Source organism: Streptomyces sp. NPDC102283, from assembly GCF_044766265.1.
GTDB lineage: Bacteria > Actinomycetota > Actinomycetes > Streptomycetales > Streptomycetaceae > Streptomyces.
In genome coordinates, this window is the sequence record NZ_JBIWLQ010000029.1 from 7,946 (window position 1) to 24,701 (window position 16,756).

A 16,756-nucleotide genomic window follows, 5' to 3' on the forward strand; every position below is an offset into this window, starting at 1 on the left:
CGCGGGCGGCCCGGGGGGGGCGGGGGGCCGCCCCCCGGGCCCCCCCGCCCGGGGGGGGGGGCCCCGGCCCCCCCCCCCGGGGGGCCCCCGCCACACGTTGCCGGCTTGGTCAGTCCTGGCGGTCGCCGGTGTACCGGTAGATGTTGCCGTTGCGGTTGACGCCCCAGACGGTGCCGTCCGCGGCCGCCCCGATGTCCGTGAGGCTGCCCGTGATCTGGTTCCACGGGCTGGAGGTGCGCTCGTCGTCGCCGGAGAAGCTGTAGATGTTGTCCCCGGAGTTGACGCCCCACACGTTCGTCCGCGATCCGGCTGCGATGCGGGTGAGGTTGCCGGAGATCTCGAACCAGTGGTTCTTGTTGTGCTGGTCGCCGGCGTAGCGGTAGATGTTGCCGTTGCGGTTGACGCCCCAGACGGTGCCGTCCGCGGCCGCCCCGATGTCGGAGAGGCTGCCGGGGATCTGAATCCACGGGCTCGGGGTGAGGAAGTCGTAGCCGGAGAACTTGTAGATGTCCCCGGCTTCGTTGACGCCCCACACGTTCGTCCGCGACCCGACCGCGATGCGGGTCAGGTTTCCGGGGATCTGAACCCACTGGTCGGCGCTCTCCTCCTGGTCGCCCGCGTAGCGGTAGATGTTGCCGTTGCGGTTGACGCCCCAGACGGTGCCGTCAGCAGCGGCCCCGATGTCGGAGAGGCTGCCGGGGATCTGAATCCACGGGCTGGAGGCGAGGTCGTCGTAGCCGGAGAACTTGTAGATGTTGCCGGCCGCGTTGACGCCCCACACGTTCGTCCGGGATCCAGCCGAGATCGCAGTGAGGTTTCCGCGGATCTGCTTCCACTCAGGCATGCTCAGTGACCTTCCATCGAGGATGAAACCCAGAGTTTTATCGCTGCGACAGAAGGTCACATGCGAGGTAAGCACCGGGCAGACCTGAAAACGATGTTTGGCTACGGAGCGGCCCGCACCCCTGAAGGGATCCACGCTCCGACCGCAATGTTCTTGGCCTGATCGGGCATCACCCGTACGAGTCACGCGGTACTGCTGCACTGACTCTCAGCTCGCCGTGCTGAGCAATCTCCCCAGCCATCCACGGTCATGGGCACCTGGATCAGCAACACCCGCAGCAGCCGGGACAAGCTGCCCGACCAGCAGCGGCCTGACACACCCGCAGGCGAGTCCGGTCGGTTCGGGCCGTACTCCGAAAGACCCGCCCTGACCCGCACACCCATACGGCACGGACCACCCGAAACCTATCCAGCGCGTCGGGCTGTCACGGCCTGTTGAGCACGGTGTCAGGGCGGCGCACCCCGCAGGCCTGGACCCCGTCGGCCAGCTCAGCACGGGCCCGCTGGCTTCGTTCACGTTCAGCAGCGGCGTTTGTTCACTGGTTGCGGCAGCAGTTGGTGATCGGCAGGCTCGTAGATGTTCACGAGGAATGACGGCGCTGTCGCTCCGCGGCGGGAAATTGCCGTGCGGAGGTCCGGTCCAGGTTTCACACTGCGGGCATGGATGAAGTCAGCGTTCCCGCGGCCGTCGCGTCTTCGGAGCGGTCGAGTGAGTTGCTGGGGTATCCGCCTGATGCTCGGCTGCTGATCGTCAACTGCGATGACTTCGGGATGTATCCAGCGATCAACGCCGCGGTGATCGAGTCGGTCGAAGAGGGCATTGCCAGTTCGTGCAGCCTGATGGTCCCCTGTCCCGGGGCACCGCAGGCCATGAAACTGCTCAGCCGGCGGCCGCAGATCCCGTTCGGGATCCACCTCACTCTGGTATGCGAGATGCCCGACATCCCGTGGGGGCCGCTGAACGCCAGAGAACGGGTTTCCTCACTGCTGGACCCTGCGGGCGAGCTGTTCTCGCCGACGCCTGTCGGCCGGGCGGCCTTGCTCGGCCAGGCTCGGCTCGATGAGATCGAACTCGAGTTCCGCGCCCAGATCGATGCCGTCGCCGACGCTGGGCTCACGCCGACCCATCTGGACTTCCATTGCCTGGCTGATGGCGGCCGCGACGACATCCTCGACCTGACCGTGGTACTGGCAGCGGAGTACGGCCTCGCGGTCCGGGTCTGGCTCGAACCCGGGCGCCAAGCGATGCGGGAACGTGGCCTGCCGGTCACCGACAACGACTTCCTGGACAGCTTCTCCCTCGACATTGAAGGCAAGGCGGCCCGATACGCTCAGATGCTGCGTGACCTGCCTGCCGGGCTCAATGAATGGGCGGTGCATCCCAGTCTGGGCGACAAGGAGTCGCAGGCCGTCGACGATGGCTGGACCGTGCGTCGGACGGACTACGAGTTCCTCACATCGCCGCAGGCCCGTGAGGTTCTCCAGCAGGAGGACATCACGGTGATCGACTACCGAACGATTCAGCGAGTCTGGTCCCGGAGCATGAGACCTCGATGACCGATCGGGCCCGTCGTCCATGCGGACGACGGGCCGCTGAGCTGACTATGGAGGTCAGCCTGCGACGGCCGTTTGTTCGGCCCGCGTGCAAGTGGTGGCCAGGCGGTGCGCTGCGGTGGGCCAGAGGTTCAAAAACGGGCAGTCAGGTACGCAGGGACAGGTAGTAGTCGCCGACCTCGGACAGGTAGCCGGGGTCGGCTGTCTCGCTGTCGGTGGTGAAGCGGGGAGCGGATTTGATTTCCTCCCGGGACGGTGCGACCTCCACCTTCTGCGCCTCGGTGTCGATGGAGGTGACGGAGCCGGCTGGGATCAGGACGCTTCTGCCGAATTTCCACACGCCGGTGTCGACGACGAGGTGCTGCATTCCGGGCTGGTCCTGATGGCGGTCCACGTGCCCGATGACCCCGTCAGCGGCCTCCACCGTGAAACCCACCATCGACTGCTGGGCCCCGTACCCGCTGTCCGGCGCGTACATCCACACACTTCCCACCGGTCCCTCTCCTCGTCTTCGGCGACCCGCACTGCGGATCTTCCCGTTGTCTGCCGCCCTCCTTCCCCGGCGTCCGGCGAACAATCGGGGCCGCGGACCCTCGCAGGACGCATTCCCCTCCAGGCCGCGGAAGAAGGGTTCACCGGGCGGTGCGGTGGTGTTCGGCGTTGATGCGCTGGGCTTCTTCGAGCTGGTCTTCGAGGATGACGATGCGGCAGGCGGCCTCGATGGGGGTGCCCTGGTCGACGAGTTCGCGGGCGCGGGCGGCGATGCGCAGCTGGTAGCGGGAGTAGCGGCGGTGGCCGCCCTCCGAGCGCAGGGGGGTGATGAGGCGGGCTTCGCCGATGGCGCGGAGGAACCCATGTGTGGTGTTGAGCATCTCGGCTGCCCGGCCCATGGTGTAGGCGGGGTAGTCGTCGTCATCGATACGGCCGAACGAGTCGCCTGCTGCCACTTGCACCTCTCTGTGGAACACACTGGAGGGGCCCTGGTGCCATATGGCACCAGGGCCCCGAAGGAACTGCTACACCATCGGCCGGCCGTGATCGGCTGCGCCGGCTCTCTGTTTCCGCATGCCCGCCCCGGGAAGGGTCGGGAGCTGCGGGGATCGCGGTTGCTTGACCGGAGACCACCTCACTATCGATGTCCTGCGGTACCCGGGCCCACCTCTTGCACCCGGGCGATCCAGATGGTGACCAACTCCTCCGTTCTTCCCTCTGGGCCAACTGCTTGCGTACTGCTGATACTGCGTCCTGCTCGGTGACCTGTGGCAGCGTCACTCTCCGGCAGCCAGCCCCGTCGCCCGTCCCGCGTCTGCTCCGGCTTGGAACCCCGCTGCCGAACCTCCCACTTCTCGCGGCGGCCCCTGATCACTGCGGGCCACCCGGTCCGGTCGTCAGTCCCGTCGCCTTCCTGCAACAACCCTGGCTCCGGAACTCCACCACCGCACCGTCCTGCGCACTGCAACTGCCTGTACTGCTGCCCGCCAGTTCGTCTCTGCCGGGCCCTGTTGATCTCAGCTACGAGAGAAACCATAACCACGCCCTCACCAGATGTCTACTGTGGCCGACACAGATTTCCGATGGCCTGGTGCAGAGGTAATCGAGCGTTGCGGGGTTGAGCGGGGCGGGACGGGGCACATGGGACAGCCAGGCAGAGCCAGGCAGAGCCAGGCAGTGACGAGCAGACGAGACCAGGGTGAACCTGATGAACACGATGCGCGTCGACGCCACCGCCATCCGTCCCGCGACCACCGTCGCCGGTGCGCGCGAGAAGGCCCGGAGCTTCCTGGAAGCCCTTCGGGAACCCGCCCTCGCCCCTGGAGCGGCAGACAGCGTGATCCCGGTCGTCTCCGAGCTCGTCACCAATGCCCTGCGCCACGGAGGCGGCACCTACACCCTTCGCCTGACCGCCCACCCCGACCTCATCGAGGTGGCCGTGGATGACCCCAGCCCACGGGCCCCGCGCATGCGCACCCCCGACCTGACCGGCGCCACCGGCGGCTTCGGCTGGCACATGGTCACCCAACTCGCCCGCACCACCGCAGCCATCCACCGGCCCTCCGGAGGCAAAACCGTCAGCGCCTTCCTCGCCCGCTAGCACCACGACGCCGGACGACCTCCGACCCCACGCCGCAGCGAGATCGAGCCCGCTGGCGGGGCAGCGGCAGCCGGCTGGCGGGGCAGCGGCAGCCGGCTGCGCAACGCAGCGGCGAACGGCGCCAACTGAGCTGCTCAGATACGTGGCTGCGCACGGTAGCCGTCGGTCAACGCCGACTGACCTGCACCGTCACAGGGGTCGAGGACGGCGCACATCCGGGCCACCCCGAGCGCGAGCGCGGTCCCCGGGTCGTCCGCGAGAAGCCGCACCGTCCCCGTGGCCACGGAGGCGACCGCCAGCAGCCGCACCTGCTGGTGCGCAGTGAGCCAGGCCGGCTCCGCGAGAACGCACGGCACCACAGCCAGGACTATGTTCACGAGGGCGAGAGGTTGGCGGGGCGCGGTCGAGGAGGACCGCCTCGGCTACCTGGCGGCGGGATGGCAGAAGGGGTCGCGCATCGCGGGGACGATGGGGAACCGCGGCTGACTGCCGCTCAGGGCAGGATCAGCGGGCGGCGGAGCTGGTGGCGGTAGCCGTCGCGGCGTCCGGGTGGATGGTGAAGACCTGGTCCAGCCCGACGATGCCCAGGATGCGGGCGGTGTTGGCGGGAACCGCGGCCAGGGCGATGTGGCCGCCTTGTTCGATGGTCAGGTTCCTGGCCGACAGCAGGGCGTTGATTCCGCTGGAGTCGCAGAAGCGCAGACCGGCCAGGTCCAGAACCAACAGGCGCCCCGCGGCACCGGTGAGGCCGTCCACAACCTTGCGCAGTTCGGGCGCTGTGTCGTAGTCGAGGTCACCGGCGATCTCGATGACGGGACCGGTGGCGGCCTCGCGGGCGGTGATCGTCAGTGGGTTCATGTCACTCCTCGCTCGCAGTGGTGGGAAGCGGGGCGGGTGCGCCGAGGGCGAGCAGCGCGGTGTCGTCGTCGAGTCCGTCGCCGAAGGAGGCGAGCAGTCCGCTCAGGGCCGTGATCAGCGCCTGGGGGCCGGCTGGTGGCTGGGTGGTGGTGAAGGTGTGCAGGGCGTCCTCGCCGTACAGCTCACGGTCAGGTCCGGTGCGCGCTTCGGTCAGGCCGTCGGTGTACAGGAGCAGAGTGTCGCCGGGCAGCAGCCGGGTGCGGGCGGCTGCGAACGGGGCGTCGGGCAGGACACCGATGAGCAGTCCGCCCGGGGTGTCGAGGTAGTGGGCGCTGCCATCCGCGCGCTGGATCAGCGCGGAGGGGTGGCCGCCGGAGGCCAGGTGCACGCTGATGTGCCCTTCGGCAGGTTCGAGGACGCCGAATATGGCGGTGCAGTAGCGGGTGTCGCCGCTCGCGTACCGCTCGTGGAGCACGGTGTTCAGGGTGGTGAGGACGGTGACGGGGTCTGCGTCGTGCAACGCTGCGGCGCGCAGGGTGTAGCGGGTCAGGGAAGTGACGGCGGCGGCCTGGGGGCCCTTGCCGCACACATCGCCGAGGAAGAACGCCCACCGGCCGGCGTCCAGGGGGAACAAGTCGTAGAAGTCTCCGCCGAGCAGGTCCGGGGAGGCCGTGTGGTAGTAGGAGCCGGCCTCCAGGCCCGGGACCGCGGGCAGTTGGGAGGGCAGCAGGCTCTGCTGGAGGGCGGCGAGCGCTTCCTGGAGCCGCTCGCGGTCGGCCTCCGCTTGCTGGCGGGCCGTTTTGGCCTGGAGGGCGGCTTCCTCGGCCACTTGGCGGCCGCGCAGCAGCTCCTGCTCGTAGGCGCGGCGGTCGCGGGCGTCGAAGACGGTGGTCCGGATCAGCAGCGGTTCGCCGTCCTGGCTGGTCTTCACCTTCGAGGTGACCAGCACCGGCATCCGCTGCTTACCGGCGGCCTTGAGGTCCAGGGCGACGCCGCTGACCTCGCCCTTCATCTGCAACAGCGGCGCGAAGTGCGTCTCGTGATAGAGCTTGCCGCCCACCGTCAGCAGGTCGGTGAACCGCATCCGCCCCACCACCCGGGACCGCTCCAGGCCCAGCCACTCCAGCAGCGTGGCGTTGACCTTCGCGATGGTGCCGTCCATCAGCGTCGACAGGTACCCGCAGGGCGCCTGCTCGTACAGCTCCTCCGCACTGTCCTCCAGCAGCGAGGTGAACATCGCGTCCGTGGGGTCCACGTCCTGCTCCTCACCCGGCTCGGGCACCTGTTCCGTGCGGCACATCACCGGCTTGTCCCGATGAACTCGATGATCGCGCCCGCAGTGGCCTCGGGTGCGCTCAGCTGCGGGCAGTGCCCCGTCGCCTCCAGCGTGACCAGCCGGCTGCCGGGGATCGCCGCATGGACGTACGCGCCGACCTCACGGGGGGCGATCACATCCTGCTCGCACTCAAGGACCAGCGTCGCCGCCGTGACCGTCTTGAGGTCGGCGCGGCTGTCGGACAGGAACGTCGTACGGGCGAAGACCCGCGCCATGTGCGGATCGGTCGCGCAGAACGACGTGGTCAGCTCCTCGCCGAGCTCCGGCCGGTCCGCGTTCCCCATGATCACCGGGGCCATCGTCGCCGACCAGCCCAGGTAGTTCGAATCCAGCGACTCCAGCAGCTCGTCGATGTCCTCCGCGCTGAAGCCGCCCCGGTAGCCGTCGTCATCGATGTAGCGGGGCGAGGGCGCGACCATCACCAGACGGGAAATACGCTCCGGGGTCTTCGCCACCGCGAGGACGCCGACCATCGCGCTGACCGAGTGCCCCACGAACGTCACGTCCCGCAGATCCAGCTCCTCGCAGACCTCCAGCACGTCCTGTACGTAGCCCTCCAGGGAGCTGTAACGCCGCTCGTCCCAGGCCGAAGGGTCCGCCCGCCCCGAGCCCACGTAGTCGAAGAGCACCACCCGGTAGTTCTCAGCAAGCACCGGCACGACCAGGCGCCACATGTTCTGATCGCAGCCGAACCCGTGCGCCAGCAGGAGCACCGGACCGTCCACACGGCCGGTGACGGTGACGTTGTTCCTGCGACGGAGATCCATACCCGCCAGTTTCCCACCCCCCTTCCCGCCCGAGTCAGGGGCCCTGGCACTCCGGCCGCTGGGCGGTGTCGTCGAGTACCACGTCCGGATCAGAGGCAGCAACTACGAGCGGGGCCTCGCACGCGGTACGGTCGGCAGCCGCCGGGCGTTGTCATGGCCACCTGGCAGCAAGATCGGGGTGAGTGAAACCACTGAGCCTGAAGAGAACGCGGTTGCCGCTGTTCTGACCACGCCGGAGGAGCGGCGTGTCTTTCTGAAGCGATACGGCGAGCTGTGCGTGAAGGTCCGTGCCGACGGTGAAGAGTTGGTCGATCTGCTGGATGACGATCAGCTAGAGGTTCTGGATCGAGGGCGGCGGAGCTGTGGTTGGGCAAAGCACCTGCTCGGGAGGAGGCTCTGGTGACATCCGAGGAGCGGCTCGGAGTGGAGTTCCCACCGAGCCTGCGGGGATTCTTGCTGGCGAGCGACGGGTGGACGCACCTGGATGCCTGGGTGGACGGCGTCCATCCGTGTGGCCGCGTCTTGTGGATGCGGGACAGCGATGCCGGCAGACGGGTAACCGAGATCTACGACTCGATACCCGGCAACAAGGACGATGTTCAGTTGTTTCGCCGGTCCATAGAAATCGCCCAGGGAGAGGACTTCTGGCTGCTCGATCCGACCGACGTCGGGCCGGACGGCGAGTGGGCCGCCTACGAGTTCGCACCGAAGTACGGCAACCCTACGAAGTACCCCAGCTTCTCCGCGCTCTTCCACTCCGGGTACGAGAGTATGGAGGAGGACGAGGACATGGGCTGAGCTTGTCGTTAACATCTCTGCTTGATCATCAGGCCCATGCGTTGAAGAGCGTTCCGCCCAGCGTGGTGATGCCGTAGGAGCGGATTTGGCGCCATTCGCTCTGCGTAAGCACCGAGGTGTCCACGTCGGAGAGAGGTGTGGCGAGCTGCTCGGTACTCAGAACCATGAAGCCTGCTTCAGTGAAGGTAGCGGCCCACGGCGGAGGGGGGAGAAACTCCTCTGCGTACCAGTTCCGGCGTTCTTGTGCGAAGGCGATCCACGGGTGATGGGCGTGACACAGGATGACGCACTCGCCGGTGCGGTTGACGACCGACGCGGTGTGGAAGGTCAGGGGATACTCCTGGTTCCCGATCTCGCCCACTTGGCCTTCGACGACTCGGGCAGCGGCATACAAGGCGGCCCGGAATGCCCGCAGGTCGGTTTCCGGAAGGGGGCCGTCCGCCGGTACGAAGAAGCCTGTCGCACCCCGCGGCAGCGTGAAGCCCGTGTTTCCCTCATTGCCCATGTCGCTCATCTTGCCCGGTGCGAGAACCACTTGGTCGTCGTAGGTGCTGTGGGCTGCGGGTTCATCCAGGGCGGCGGGGCTTGGTTCCTGTCTTGTGGTGTGCGGGGCGGGTGTATGCCTGGCCGGTGGCCAGGCTCGCCCCACGTCGTAGCGGGGTGCTGTGCGGTGGTTCTTCGAGCCGAGTGGCCGGCCTGGGCCGGGGCGGGCGGGTTTCGGTGCACCGGCCGGGGGACCGGGAGGCTGTCGCTCAACTGCTGCTTGCTGGCCGTCACGTACGAGTCGATGTTCGGTTCCGGTCTTGCGCAGGGCCTCGGAACCTCGGTCTGTGGGGCGAACTATCGTCTCCCTTCGCGTTCGGGCCCTACGGCTGCGGGAACGGTCACGGGCCGGGATCCGCAGGTCACCGAGTACGCATCAACTCTGCTACGAGAGTGATGAATTGGGTGGCCGTCGACCTGACAACGCCCGGAACAGGCCCAGTCGATGCCCCTTCTTTCGGCCCGAAGGACGCCGATGGGCTGGAAGAATCGCGGTCATGACTTCGATCCGTGCGCTGCTGGTGGGGATCAACGACTACCCACCGGGCGTGGCGCCTCCGCTGAGCGGCTGTGTCAACGACATCACCGACGTGCGAGCGCTGCTGGCCGGGCGGACCGCGGCAGGGGTCGCGTCGGCCGTCCAGGTCCTGCTGGACCGGGAGGCGACCGCCGCGGCGGTGGAGGAGGGTATCCGGCGGTGCCTGGGAGCGGCCGGCCCGGGTGACACCGCGCTGTTCTGGTTCTCCGGGCACGGCACCGAGACGCAGGCGCACGGCGCCGACCTCCTGATCGAGGCGACCGGGCGCAATCAGGCGCTGGTCTGCGCGGACGGCCCGCTGTCCGACAAGCGGCTGCGGGTGCTGCTCGACGAGGTGGCCTCCCGGGGCGCAAGGGTGGTGACCGTCCTGGACTGCTGCTTCTCCGGTGGTGCGACGCGCGACCCGGTGTTCACGGCGAGGTACGCGCCCGGCATCCGGCCGCCGGTGCGGCCGTCCGCGTCCCGTGAGGCGGTCCCCGCGGAACCCACCGGGACTCCGGGCACGGAGGGTGCCCTGCTGCTGGCCGCCTGCCGGCTGGACCAACGGGCGTACGAGACCCATTTCGAGGGCCGGCGCCAGGGGGTGTTCACCCGCGCGGTGCTCGACGCGGTGCGGGAGGGAGGGCCGGACATCACCTACCGGGAGGTGCTGGCCGCCGCTGACGCCCGGGTGCGGTGTTCGGGCGCTCACCAGCAGCCGGTCCTCTTTCCCGCCGGCCCCGACGGTAGCGCCGATACGCCGTTCCTCGGGACCGGCTCCGGCCGGCTCCCTGCGGGTGAGCACCTGCTGCGTCACGGGGCGGGGGGCTGGGAGGTGGACTGCGGGGCGGGCCACGGACTGCCCGAGCGGGACCGGGCCGTGGGCCCGGCAGCCACGGAGTTCACCGTCGTGGACCCGCAGGAGGCCGGCCGGAGCGTAGCCGTCCGTGCTGTTCTGCCGGACCGTTCCCTGGTCGAACCGCTCGGCTGGGCCCCCGCACCGGGCCGGGTGTATCCCGTGGCACTCGGCGCGCTGGGGCTGCCCGCCGCCACGTTCACCCTTCCGCCCGCCGCCGGCGCGACGGCCGCACTCGTGGAGGCCCTTCGCCGGGCGTTCGCCACCGCCGGTCCGAACGCGGGCCCGTCCCCACTCCTGCGGCAGGTTCCCGATGCGCGGCAGGGGGGCGACCTGCACTTCCGCCTGGAGGTGCGCGGACCGGCCGTCCACGTCCTGCGCCGCGACGGCAGCCCCTTCGTGGCTCCGCTGCCGCTGTCCGGGCCCCAGGGCGCACGGCGGATCGCCGACTGCCTGACCCACCTGACGCGCTGGCACCGGCTGCGGGACCTGCCGCCGCGCCCTTCGCCGCTCGACGGGCTGGTGAGGGTCGAGATCGTCCCGTGGGGCGACGGGGACGGGCGGCCGCTCACACCCGACGGCAGCGGCGAGATCGTCTGCGCGTACGGTCCGGGTACGGACGCCCCGGTCCCCCCGCTCCTGTCCGTACGGCTGCACAACCGCTCCGCGGACCGGCCCCTGTGGTGCCTGCTCCTCGATCTGACCGACGGTTACGCGAGCCACTCGACGCTGTACCCGGGGCACTTCATCGCCCCCGGCCACACCGGGTACGCGCTGGACGGACAGCCTGTGCAGTTCTCCCTGCCCCGGGACCGCCCGCCTGTCGCGGGGGCGGAGGCGAGGGACTGGCTGAAGCTCGTCGTCGCCGAACGCGAGCTCAACACCGTGCCGTTCCATCTGCCCGCGTGGCGCACGGACCCGCCCGGCATACGGGCCGTCTCCCCGGCCCCCGACGACGGCGTCCTGCGCTTCTCGCCTCCACGGCCGGGAACGTCGGCCAGGGATCTCGGCAGGCCCGCGGACCGTTCGCACGGCCGGTGGACGACCCTTACGGTGCCGCTGCGCATCGTCGTACCGAACGCCTGACCGGGCGGTTTCTCCCGCGCCCGCCCCTCCCTACCGGCCGAGGTGGAGGAAGCCCGCCCACGCGCTCAGATCGCGGGGATCCACCCGTGCAGCCAGTGCGGCCCGGCCCGGGGGGAACCCCTCGGGCAGGTCCCGTTCCCGTCCCAGCATCCACAGTTGGGCCCGTCGCAACGCTCCCGCAGGGGACTCCTGTTCATGCCGCAGGTAGTGGTGCGCCAGGAGCATCAGCACGGACGTCGCCTCGTCCGGCACCGGCCACAGCGAGCCGATGACCGAGCGGGCGCCCGCCACCAGGAACGCTGTGGCCAGGGTGAACGCCTCGTTGTGCCCATGCCCCGAGACATGGCTCCGGCAGGCCGCCAGCACCACGAGCGCCGGACCGCCGTGCCCCGTGTCGCGCACCGCCTCGGCGATCTCCTCCGCGTACAGTGCGCCCCCGCGCAGGGCCAGTCCCGCCGTGTGCCGGGCGTTCTCCACGACCGAGGCGTGGCAGGCCAGGTGCAGCACACCGGCCGCGCTCCTGTCCCCCTGCAGCCAGGCGAGCACCTCGGCAGGTGTTCCCCCGCCGTCCACCGCTCCCCCCGCACGCCGCCCCAGGAACTGCCCGCGGGGGTAGTACGTCCGCTGCACGACGTCCGCCTCCTCCCCCGCGTAGCGCAGGTCGCCCGTGGGGTCACCGACGACGAGGGCACCGGCCGTCCGTGCGGCGGGCCGTGCGGCCACCTCGCAGAGCAGCCGCGCGGAGGCGGTGTAGGAGAGGTCGGCGTCCTGCAGCGCGTATCTGCGGCCATGGGTGTCCGCCCGGTAGGCGGCATGCCAGGGGACGGTCCCGAGGCGGCCCATCGGTACGAGGACGAGCCGCGGAACACGGTGCGGGCGGCTGGGAGCCGCGAAGACCTCCAGCAGCGGACGCATCGCCGCGGACCAGGCCCAGCCGCACAGCCGGTCCAGCGCGTCGCGCAGGGCGGGGCGGGCGGACGGTGCTCCGGGGGAGGGTGTGGCCGGCCCGAGGTCCCGCCCGGCGCCGGGAGCCGGGTCGTACTCCCGCAGCGGGCCCGCCTGCTCGCTGAGTGCCGGGAGCGCCAGCGCGTGCGCCTCGCCCGTCGCGGTGACGATGACGGCCGCGCCGCCGCCCTCGTCCGATTCCGGCACGAGATAGACCAGTGCGTCCCGGCCGAGGGCACGCAGCGCTTCCGCTACGGCGGCGATGTCCGGCGGGTCCAGGAGATGGTCCTGAGGGGTGTCCGTCCGCGCGCGCAGCGCGGTGAGCACCCGCCGCCGCAGCGCACTGGGTACGGCCCCTTCCCCGCCGCCTCCGCTGAACAGCCCGGCCGGCGCCGGGTCGTCGAGGGCCGAGCGCCACTCGTCCGCGAGGGAACCGAGTCCCGCACCGGCCAGCCGCTGCGGCAGCGTGCGGGAGGTGACGGCGGCGTGCAGGGTGAGGCCCCGGCATGCCTCCAGTGCCTCGACGGCCGAGACCGGATCGCCGTCGCGCAGTGCCCAGGCAGCGACCTCCCGCGCCTCCCCGGCCGCCTGGCCCACGGCCTGCGCCGCGTACTCCGTACCCGACTGGAGAAGTGCCGTCCATGCGTATCCGCGCAGCCCGTCCAGGCCGAGGCTCAGGGACGTTTGCAGGTCGCCGGCCGCGTTGCGGGGCACGCGGGCGGCCCTCTCCCGGCGTGCGCGGGCGAGGGGCAGCGCGGACGGCGCGTACAGATGGTGTTCGGGGCCCCCGCACATGTCCACGGCCTTCTCCAGCAGGGCGACAGCCTGCGCCAGGTGCTCGTCGCGCGCGCGGGGGGTGCTCAGTGTGCACGCCAGGATCAAGTGGCCGGTGCCCAGCAGCCCGGTGTACCTGAGGTGGTCCTCGCCGCCGGGCCCCGAGAGGTCGGCCGCTTCGCCGACGAGGTCCATCGCCTCGGCCAGCGCGTCGCTGTCCTGGTTCAGCATGGCCGCGGCGAACCGGGCCCCGCCGTTGGTGCCCAGCACCCAGGCCCGGTGCCCCCGGTGGAACGACAGGCAGTCGCGGCGCAGTTCGGCAGCGGTGGGGGCGTCGGCCGGCGGGAGCGAGGAAGCGCCGACGCGCAGGGCGAGTTCCTCCCGCGCCACGCGCATCGTGGCCAGCGCCGTCCACACCTCGACCCGCGCCGGATCGTCCGGGGCCAGTTCCCCGTGAATGGCGGCCGCCCGGTGGACGCACCGGTCCACCGCGGCGAGGTCCCGCCGCCGGCCGGCGGCCCGCGCTTCCATGAACAGCTGTTGCGCCTCCACCAGCAGCAGCATGTAGGCGGGCACGGACGCGTCGTCACGCAGGCGCTCGTGAATGGCGCGCATGGCGTCGAGCTCGTCGAATGCCCCCTCGGTCTGCGCCCTGTACATACGGGCGGCCAGGGCCATCAGGTCCAGGCCGTAGTCGTGGCCCGCACCCGGGTCGCCGGGCACGGACCGGTCCAGGTGGGCCATCACCCGGTCCATGCCGGGGCCCTTCCCTCGCACCTCGTACCGCAGCAGCACCCAGCCCACCAGCCCGTGGGCCCGCCGTTGCCAGGCCGGGTCGTCCTGATCCGTCCGCAGCATCGATTCCATCAGGGCGTCCCGCTGTTCCCCGGTGCCGGTCTCCGCCTGGAGATCAGCCAGGACCGACATGGTCAGCAGAGCCGCCGCGTACTCCGCGCGCCGGCGGCTGCCCTCGTCCATCCCGGCCCAACGCGCGTACATCAGGGCGAAGTCGGTGTCCCGGCGGCGCCTGGCTACAGCGCTCGAGAGAGTGCCGGGCAGGTGGGGATCCGTACCTCCCTGGTCCGGGTGGAACTCTCCGCTCTCGGTGTTCGCGACGAGGGCGTCCCATATCCTGCGGACCTCCCCCGGGTCCGTCGGCGGGAGCGAGCTGTCGTCCGGTCCCAGAAGCCCCCGCTCCTCCAGCACGGTCCTGGCCCAGCCCCGTATCAGCAGGGCACCGTCCGTCAGCGCGGGCTCCTGCTGCTTCTCGGCCAGGGCGCGTGCCGCCAGCCGGCCGACCTCCCTGATCCGCCGCGGGTCCTGGTCTGCGTAGTACCTCATCTGCTGGTAGCCGGCCATCAGCAGCAGCGTTCTGATTACTGGTCCGTCGCGCTCCGGCTGCCACAGCCGGAGCGCCCTGCGCAGCATGGCGACGGCACGGTCCTGGCCCGCGCCGTCGGAGCGGCGGCCGGCCCATTCGTAGACGACACGGGCGAACGCGTCCAGGAAGACGGGATCGAGCCGGTCCTCCGCGTCCGGCTCGGCCAGCAGCAGGCCCACCGCCCGAGCGGCGGCCTCACCGCGCGCCGGGTCCTTCCAGACCGACCAGACCACGGCATGGACGTAGGCCAGCCGGATCAGGGCGTCCCTGGACCAGGGCTGCTCGCCCGCGCCCGACGCGTCCGCCCGGGCGAGCGCCTGCTCGAACGCCTCACCGGCTTCCTCCCACAGGGTGCGGTCCCCTGTCGCGCGCGCCCTCACGAGCAGGGCCATGCCCATCGAGTGCCGGATGCAGGGGAGATCGCTGGTGGGCAGGCCGGCCTCGAGCACCGCCCCGTAGTGTGTGGCCGCCAGCAGTGCGGCCTCACTCTCGCCGGTCAGCAGGGCACGCTGGAAGTGCAGGTAGCCCTGGGCCTCGTGGAGCTCGGACAGGGTGCCCGGATCGGCGTCCGGGTGGCCGGCCCGGCCGGCGAACCTGACCACCGCCTCGGTGTGCAGCCGCACGGCCTTGTCCAGCAACGGCAGACGCGGGCCGGTGCTCCCGCCCTCGCTCGCCATGAAGCGGAACTTCGCGGCGTTCGCGGCCAGCACATGCGCCGTGGTGCGGGTGCCGTCCTGCTCACCGCTGCCGTCCGGGTCCGTCGCGAGTGCGCGCAGCCCCTCCTCGAGGAGGTGTTGCGCCTGGCGCAGCAGACGGTCCGAGGGAGCGGCGTCGTACTGGATGCAGCGCACATGCCCGAACATGACGTGCCATACGGCCCAGTCGGGCCCCGTACCGGGGTCGGCGAACATGTCCTCGAACGCGTCGATCGCCCGGAGGAGTTCACTCTGCTTCCCGGTTTCGCAGTAGGTCCGGTAGGCGGTCTCGGCGACGGACGCTCCGGCCGTACCTGTCTCCTCGTGCATGCGGCGCCTCTCTGCGCTCAGCGGTGTCCGGCCTGTGGTGACAGCTGGACGCGATAGGGCTGCAGCACCCCGTTCAGCCACTCCTCACCGTCCGGGGTGGCGAGGTCGAGCGTGCTGTCGGCCGTCGGTCCGAACACGTCGGAGGGGCACCGGTCGCCGAAGAGGACCACGGTGCGGTCACCGGGTTCCCTTTTCGAGGACCAGACCATTCCCTGGGCCCACGGATCGGTGTGGCTCCGAATCCAGTGCGCCCAGTCGCGGGTGTAGGCGTATTCCTGTGCCTCTGTGTGGACGAGCCAGGTGTCCTGGTGGACCGCGGCCAGGTCCGTGGCGTTCATCAGGGAGACGAGGGTGACGTTGGTCCTCAGCCGGAGTGTGGAGAGCGACCGGCCCTCGACGGCGACGCGCGGAAGGAGCCGCGCGCCGCCCGCCGGATCGAAGGGAAGCTGGCGCAGCAGCGTCTCGCAGACGGCGGCCGCCGCCCCGAGGCCCGCGTAGAGATAGCCGTACCCGTCGCAGGCGGTGGCGTCGAACCGGCCCCCTCCGTAGAGGCAGTGTGCCGGTACGAGGTTGAAGGCCACGGGTGCGCGGTGTGCGGCGTGCACCCGGTACAGCGGGGTCCCGGCGGGCAGTTCGGCCTTCGTGGGCGACTCTCGCATACAGGTGGGCGGACGGTAGTTCGGCACGGCTACTCCTGCTCCATCAAGAATCGTGCGGTGTCGAGCAGCCGCGCCTCGTCCGTGGTCCCGACGAGCGCTTCGGGGCGGACGCCGAGCCAGGCGTTGGCGGAGAGCCACCAGTCCGCCGCGCCCCACGGATCGCGGTCGGCGGCCAGCACCGCGTTGACACCCGTGACGATCGGCTGCGGCCGGGTGGTCACGGTGAACTGGAAGCTCGGCAGCCGCGCGGCGCCGCCGGGCCCGGTCAGCCGGATCAGCACGGGCGTGTCCGGGTCGGTGCCTGCCCGCCTCAGGGTGTCGGGGTCCAGTGCCGGGGCGGCCAACAGCCGTCGGCGTACGGGGCCGAGCAGCGGGCCCACCATGCGGTGCCCGTCCAGCAGCAGCACCGCCAGATCCTCGGCGGAGAAGCCCTGGTGGGTCGCGTGCTGAGCCCCGGCTCCAGAGGGCGGTGCCGTCAGGGTGAAGCGGCCCTGCCGGTCGCCGCCGAACAGGTCGGGCAGTCCGGCGGCAAGCAGTTCCGCGGCGTCGAGCGCGGCCGCGTGACGCCGCTCCTCGGACCGTTCTCCCTGGTCACCCTCGCGGCGGACTTCGCCGAGCAGACCGGCCAGCCGCTCCAGCGGTACGGGACCGAGCAGACCCCCGATCCGCTCCCACCGGGCAGCCGCGGAGGCGAGTACGGCGTACGGGTTCACGGTCGCCCC

14 protein-coding genes and 1 pseudogene are annotated in these 16,756 nt (G+C 70.7%); 4 read left to right on the forward strand and 11 right to left on the reverse strand.

Annotation, left to right across the window (positions count from 1 at the left end; genetic code table 11):
- Positions 1–109: 109 nt before the first annotated feature.
- Positions 110–844: a tectonin domain-containing protein gene (locus ACIRJT_RS36295; RefSeq protein WP_403918161.1), complete on the reverse strand. Its 735-nt coding sequence runs from the start codon at positions 842–844 to the stop codon at positions 110–112.
- Positions 845–1,503: 659 nt separating this feature from the next.
- Here ACIRJT_RS36295 and ACIRJT_RS36300 point away from each other — a divergent pair.
- Positions 1,504–2,400 carry a polysaccharide deacetylase family protein gene (locus ACIRJT_RS36300; protein WP_403918164.1) on the forward strand — a complete coding sequence of 299 codons (897 nt, stop codon included), beginning with the start codon at positions 1,504–1,506 and terminating at the stop codon, positions 2,398–2,400.
- Between the two features lie 142 nt (positions 2,401–2,542).
- Here the strand turns inward: ACIRJT_RS36300 and ACIRJT_RS36305 are convergent, their stop codons facing one another.
- Positions 2,543–2,890 carry a PRC-barrel domain containing protein gene (locus tag ACIRJT_RS36305; protein WP_403918167.1) on the reverse strand — a complete coding sequence of 116 codons (348 nt, stop codon included), beginning with the start codon at positions 2,888–2,890 and terminating at the stop codon, positions 2,543–2,545.
- A 139-nt stretch (positions 2,891–3,029) separates the two neighbouring features.
- Positions 3,030–3,344: a MerR family transcriptional regulator gene (locus ACIRJT_RS36310; protein WP_403918170.1), complete on the reverse strand. Its 315-nt coding sequence runs from the start codon at positions 3,342–3,344 to the stop codon at positions 3,030–3,032.
- Between the two features lie 752 nt (positions 3,345–4,096).
- On the opposite strand from ACIRJT_RS36310, the gene ACIRJT_RS36315 reads away from it, so the two are divergent.
- Positions 4,097–4,489, forward strand: a complete 393-nt coding sequence (locus tag ACIRJT_RS36315; protein WP_403918173.1) for an ATP-binding protein — start codon at positions 4,097–4,099, stop codon at positions 4,487–4,489.
- Positions 4,490–4,623: 134 nt separating this feature from the next.
- Here the strand turns inward: ACIRJT_RS36315 and ACIRJT_RS36320 are convergent, their stop codons facing one another.
- The 4 genes from ACIRJT_RS36320 to ACIRJT_RS36335 all read right to left on the reverse strand — a co-directional run bounded on the left by ACIRJT_RS36320 (position 4,624) and on the right by ACIRJT_RS36335 (position 7,450).
- A complete protein-coding gene (locus ACIRJT_RS36320) occupies positions 4,624–4,866 on the reverse strand; it encodes a hypothetical protein (protein WP_403918176.1) in 243 nt (80 codons plus the stop codon).
- 127 nt (positions 4,867–4,993) lie between these two features.
- A complete protein-coding gene (locus tag ACIRJT_RS36325) occupies positions 4,994–5,347 on the reverse strand; it encodes an STAS domain-containing protein (RefSeq protein ID WP_403918179.1) in 354 nt (117 codons plus the stop codon).
- 1 nt (position 5,348) lies between these two features.
- Positions 5,349–6,647 (reverse strand): PP2C family protein-serine/threonine phosphatase, encoded by a 1,299-nt coding sequence (locus ACIRJT_RS36330; protein ID WP_403918182.1) that lies wholly within the window; start codon positions 6,645–6,647, stop codon positions 5,349–5,351.
- Positions 6,647–7,450 carry an alpha/beta fold hydrolase gene (locus ACIRJT_RS36335; protein WP_403918185.1) on the reverse strand — a complete coding sequence of 268 codons (804 nt, stop codon included), beginning with the start codon at positions 7,448–7,450 and terminating at the stop codon, positions 6,647–6,649. The genes ACIRJT_RS36330 and ACIRJT_RS36335 overlap by 1 nt, the downstream gene beginning before the upstream one ends.
- Positions 7,451–7,628: 178 nt before the next feature.
- On the opposite strand from ACIRJT_RS36335, the pseudogene ACIRJT_RS36340 reads away from it, so the two are divergent.
- Positions 7,629–8,248, forward strand: a pseudogene (locus ACIRJT_RS36340) (SMI1/KNR4 family protein).
- A 28-nt stretch (positions 8,249–8,276) separates the two neighbouring features.
- On the opposite strand, the gene ACIRJT_RS36345 reads toward ACIRJT_RS36340, so the two are convergent.
- Positions 8,277–8,783 (reverse strand): hypothetical protein, encoded by a 507-nt coding sequence (locus ACIRJT_RS36345; RefSeq protein ID WP_403918187.1) that lies wholly within the window; start codon positions 8,781–8,783, stop codon positions 8,277–8,279.
- Between the two features lie 505 nt (positions 8,784–9,288).
- On the opposite strand from ACIRJT_RS36345, the gene ACIRJT_RS36350 reads away from it, so the two are divergent.
- Positions 9,289–11,250 carry a caspase domain-containing protein gene (locus ACIRJT_RS36350; RefSeq protein WP_403918190.1) on the forward strand — a complete coding sequence of 654 codons (1,962 nt, stop codon included), beginning with the start codon at positions 9,289–9,291 and terminating at the stop codon, positions 11,248–11,250.
- 30 nt (positions 11,251–11,280) lie between these two features.
- On the opposite strand, the gene ACIRJT_RS36355 is transcribed toward ACIRJT_RS36350, so the two are convergent.
- Genes ACIRJT_RS36355 through ACIRJT_RS36365 form a run of 3 tightly spaced genes read right to left on the reverse strand, consistent with a single transcriptional unit; the run spans position 11,281 to position 16,747 of the window.
- On the reverse strand, positions 11,281–15,375 hold the full coding sequence (locus ACIRJT_RS36355; RefSeq protein ID WP_403918193.1) for a CHAT domain-containing protein: 4,095 nt from the start codon (positions 15,373–15,375) through the stop codon (positions 11,281–11,283).
- 17 nt (positions 15,376–15,392) lie between these two features.
- Positions 15,393–16,061 carry an RES domain-containing protein gene (locus ACIRJT_RS36360; protein WP_403918196.1) on the reverse strand — a complete coding sequence of 223 codons (669 nt, stop codon included), beginning with the start codon at positions 16,059–16,061 and terminating at the stop codon, positions 15,393–15,395.
- Positions 16,062–16,063: 2 nt separating this feature from the next.
- The gene (locus ACIRJT_RS36365) at positions 16,064–16,747 is read right to left on the reverse strand and encodes a hypothetical protein (RefSeq protein ID WP_403918198.1); all 684 of its coding nucleotides are present in this window, start codon (positions 16,745–16,747) and stop codon (positions 16,064–16,066) included.
- Positions 16,748–16,756: the final 9 nt, after the last annotated feature.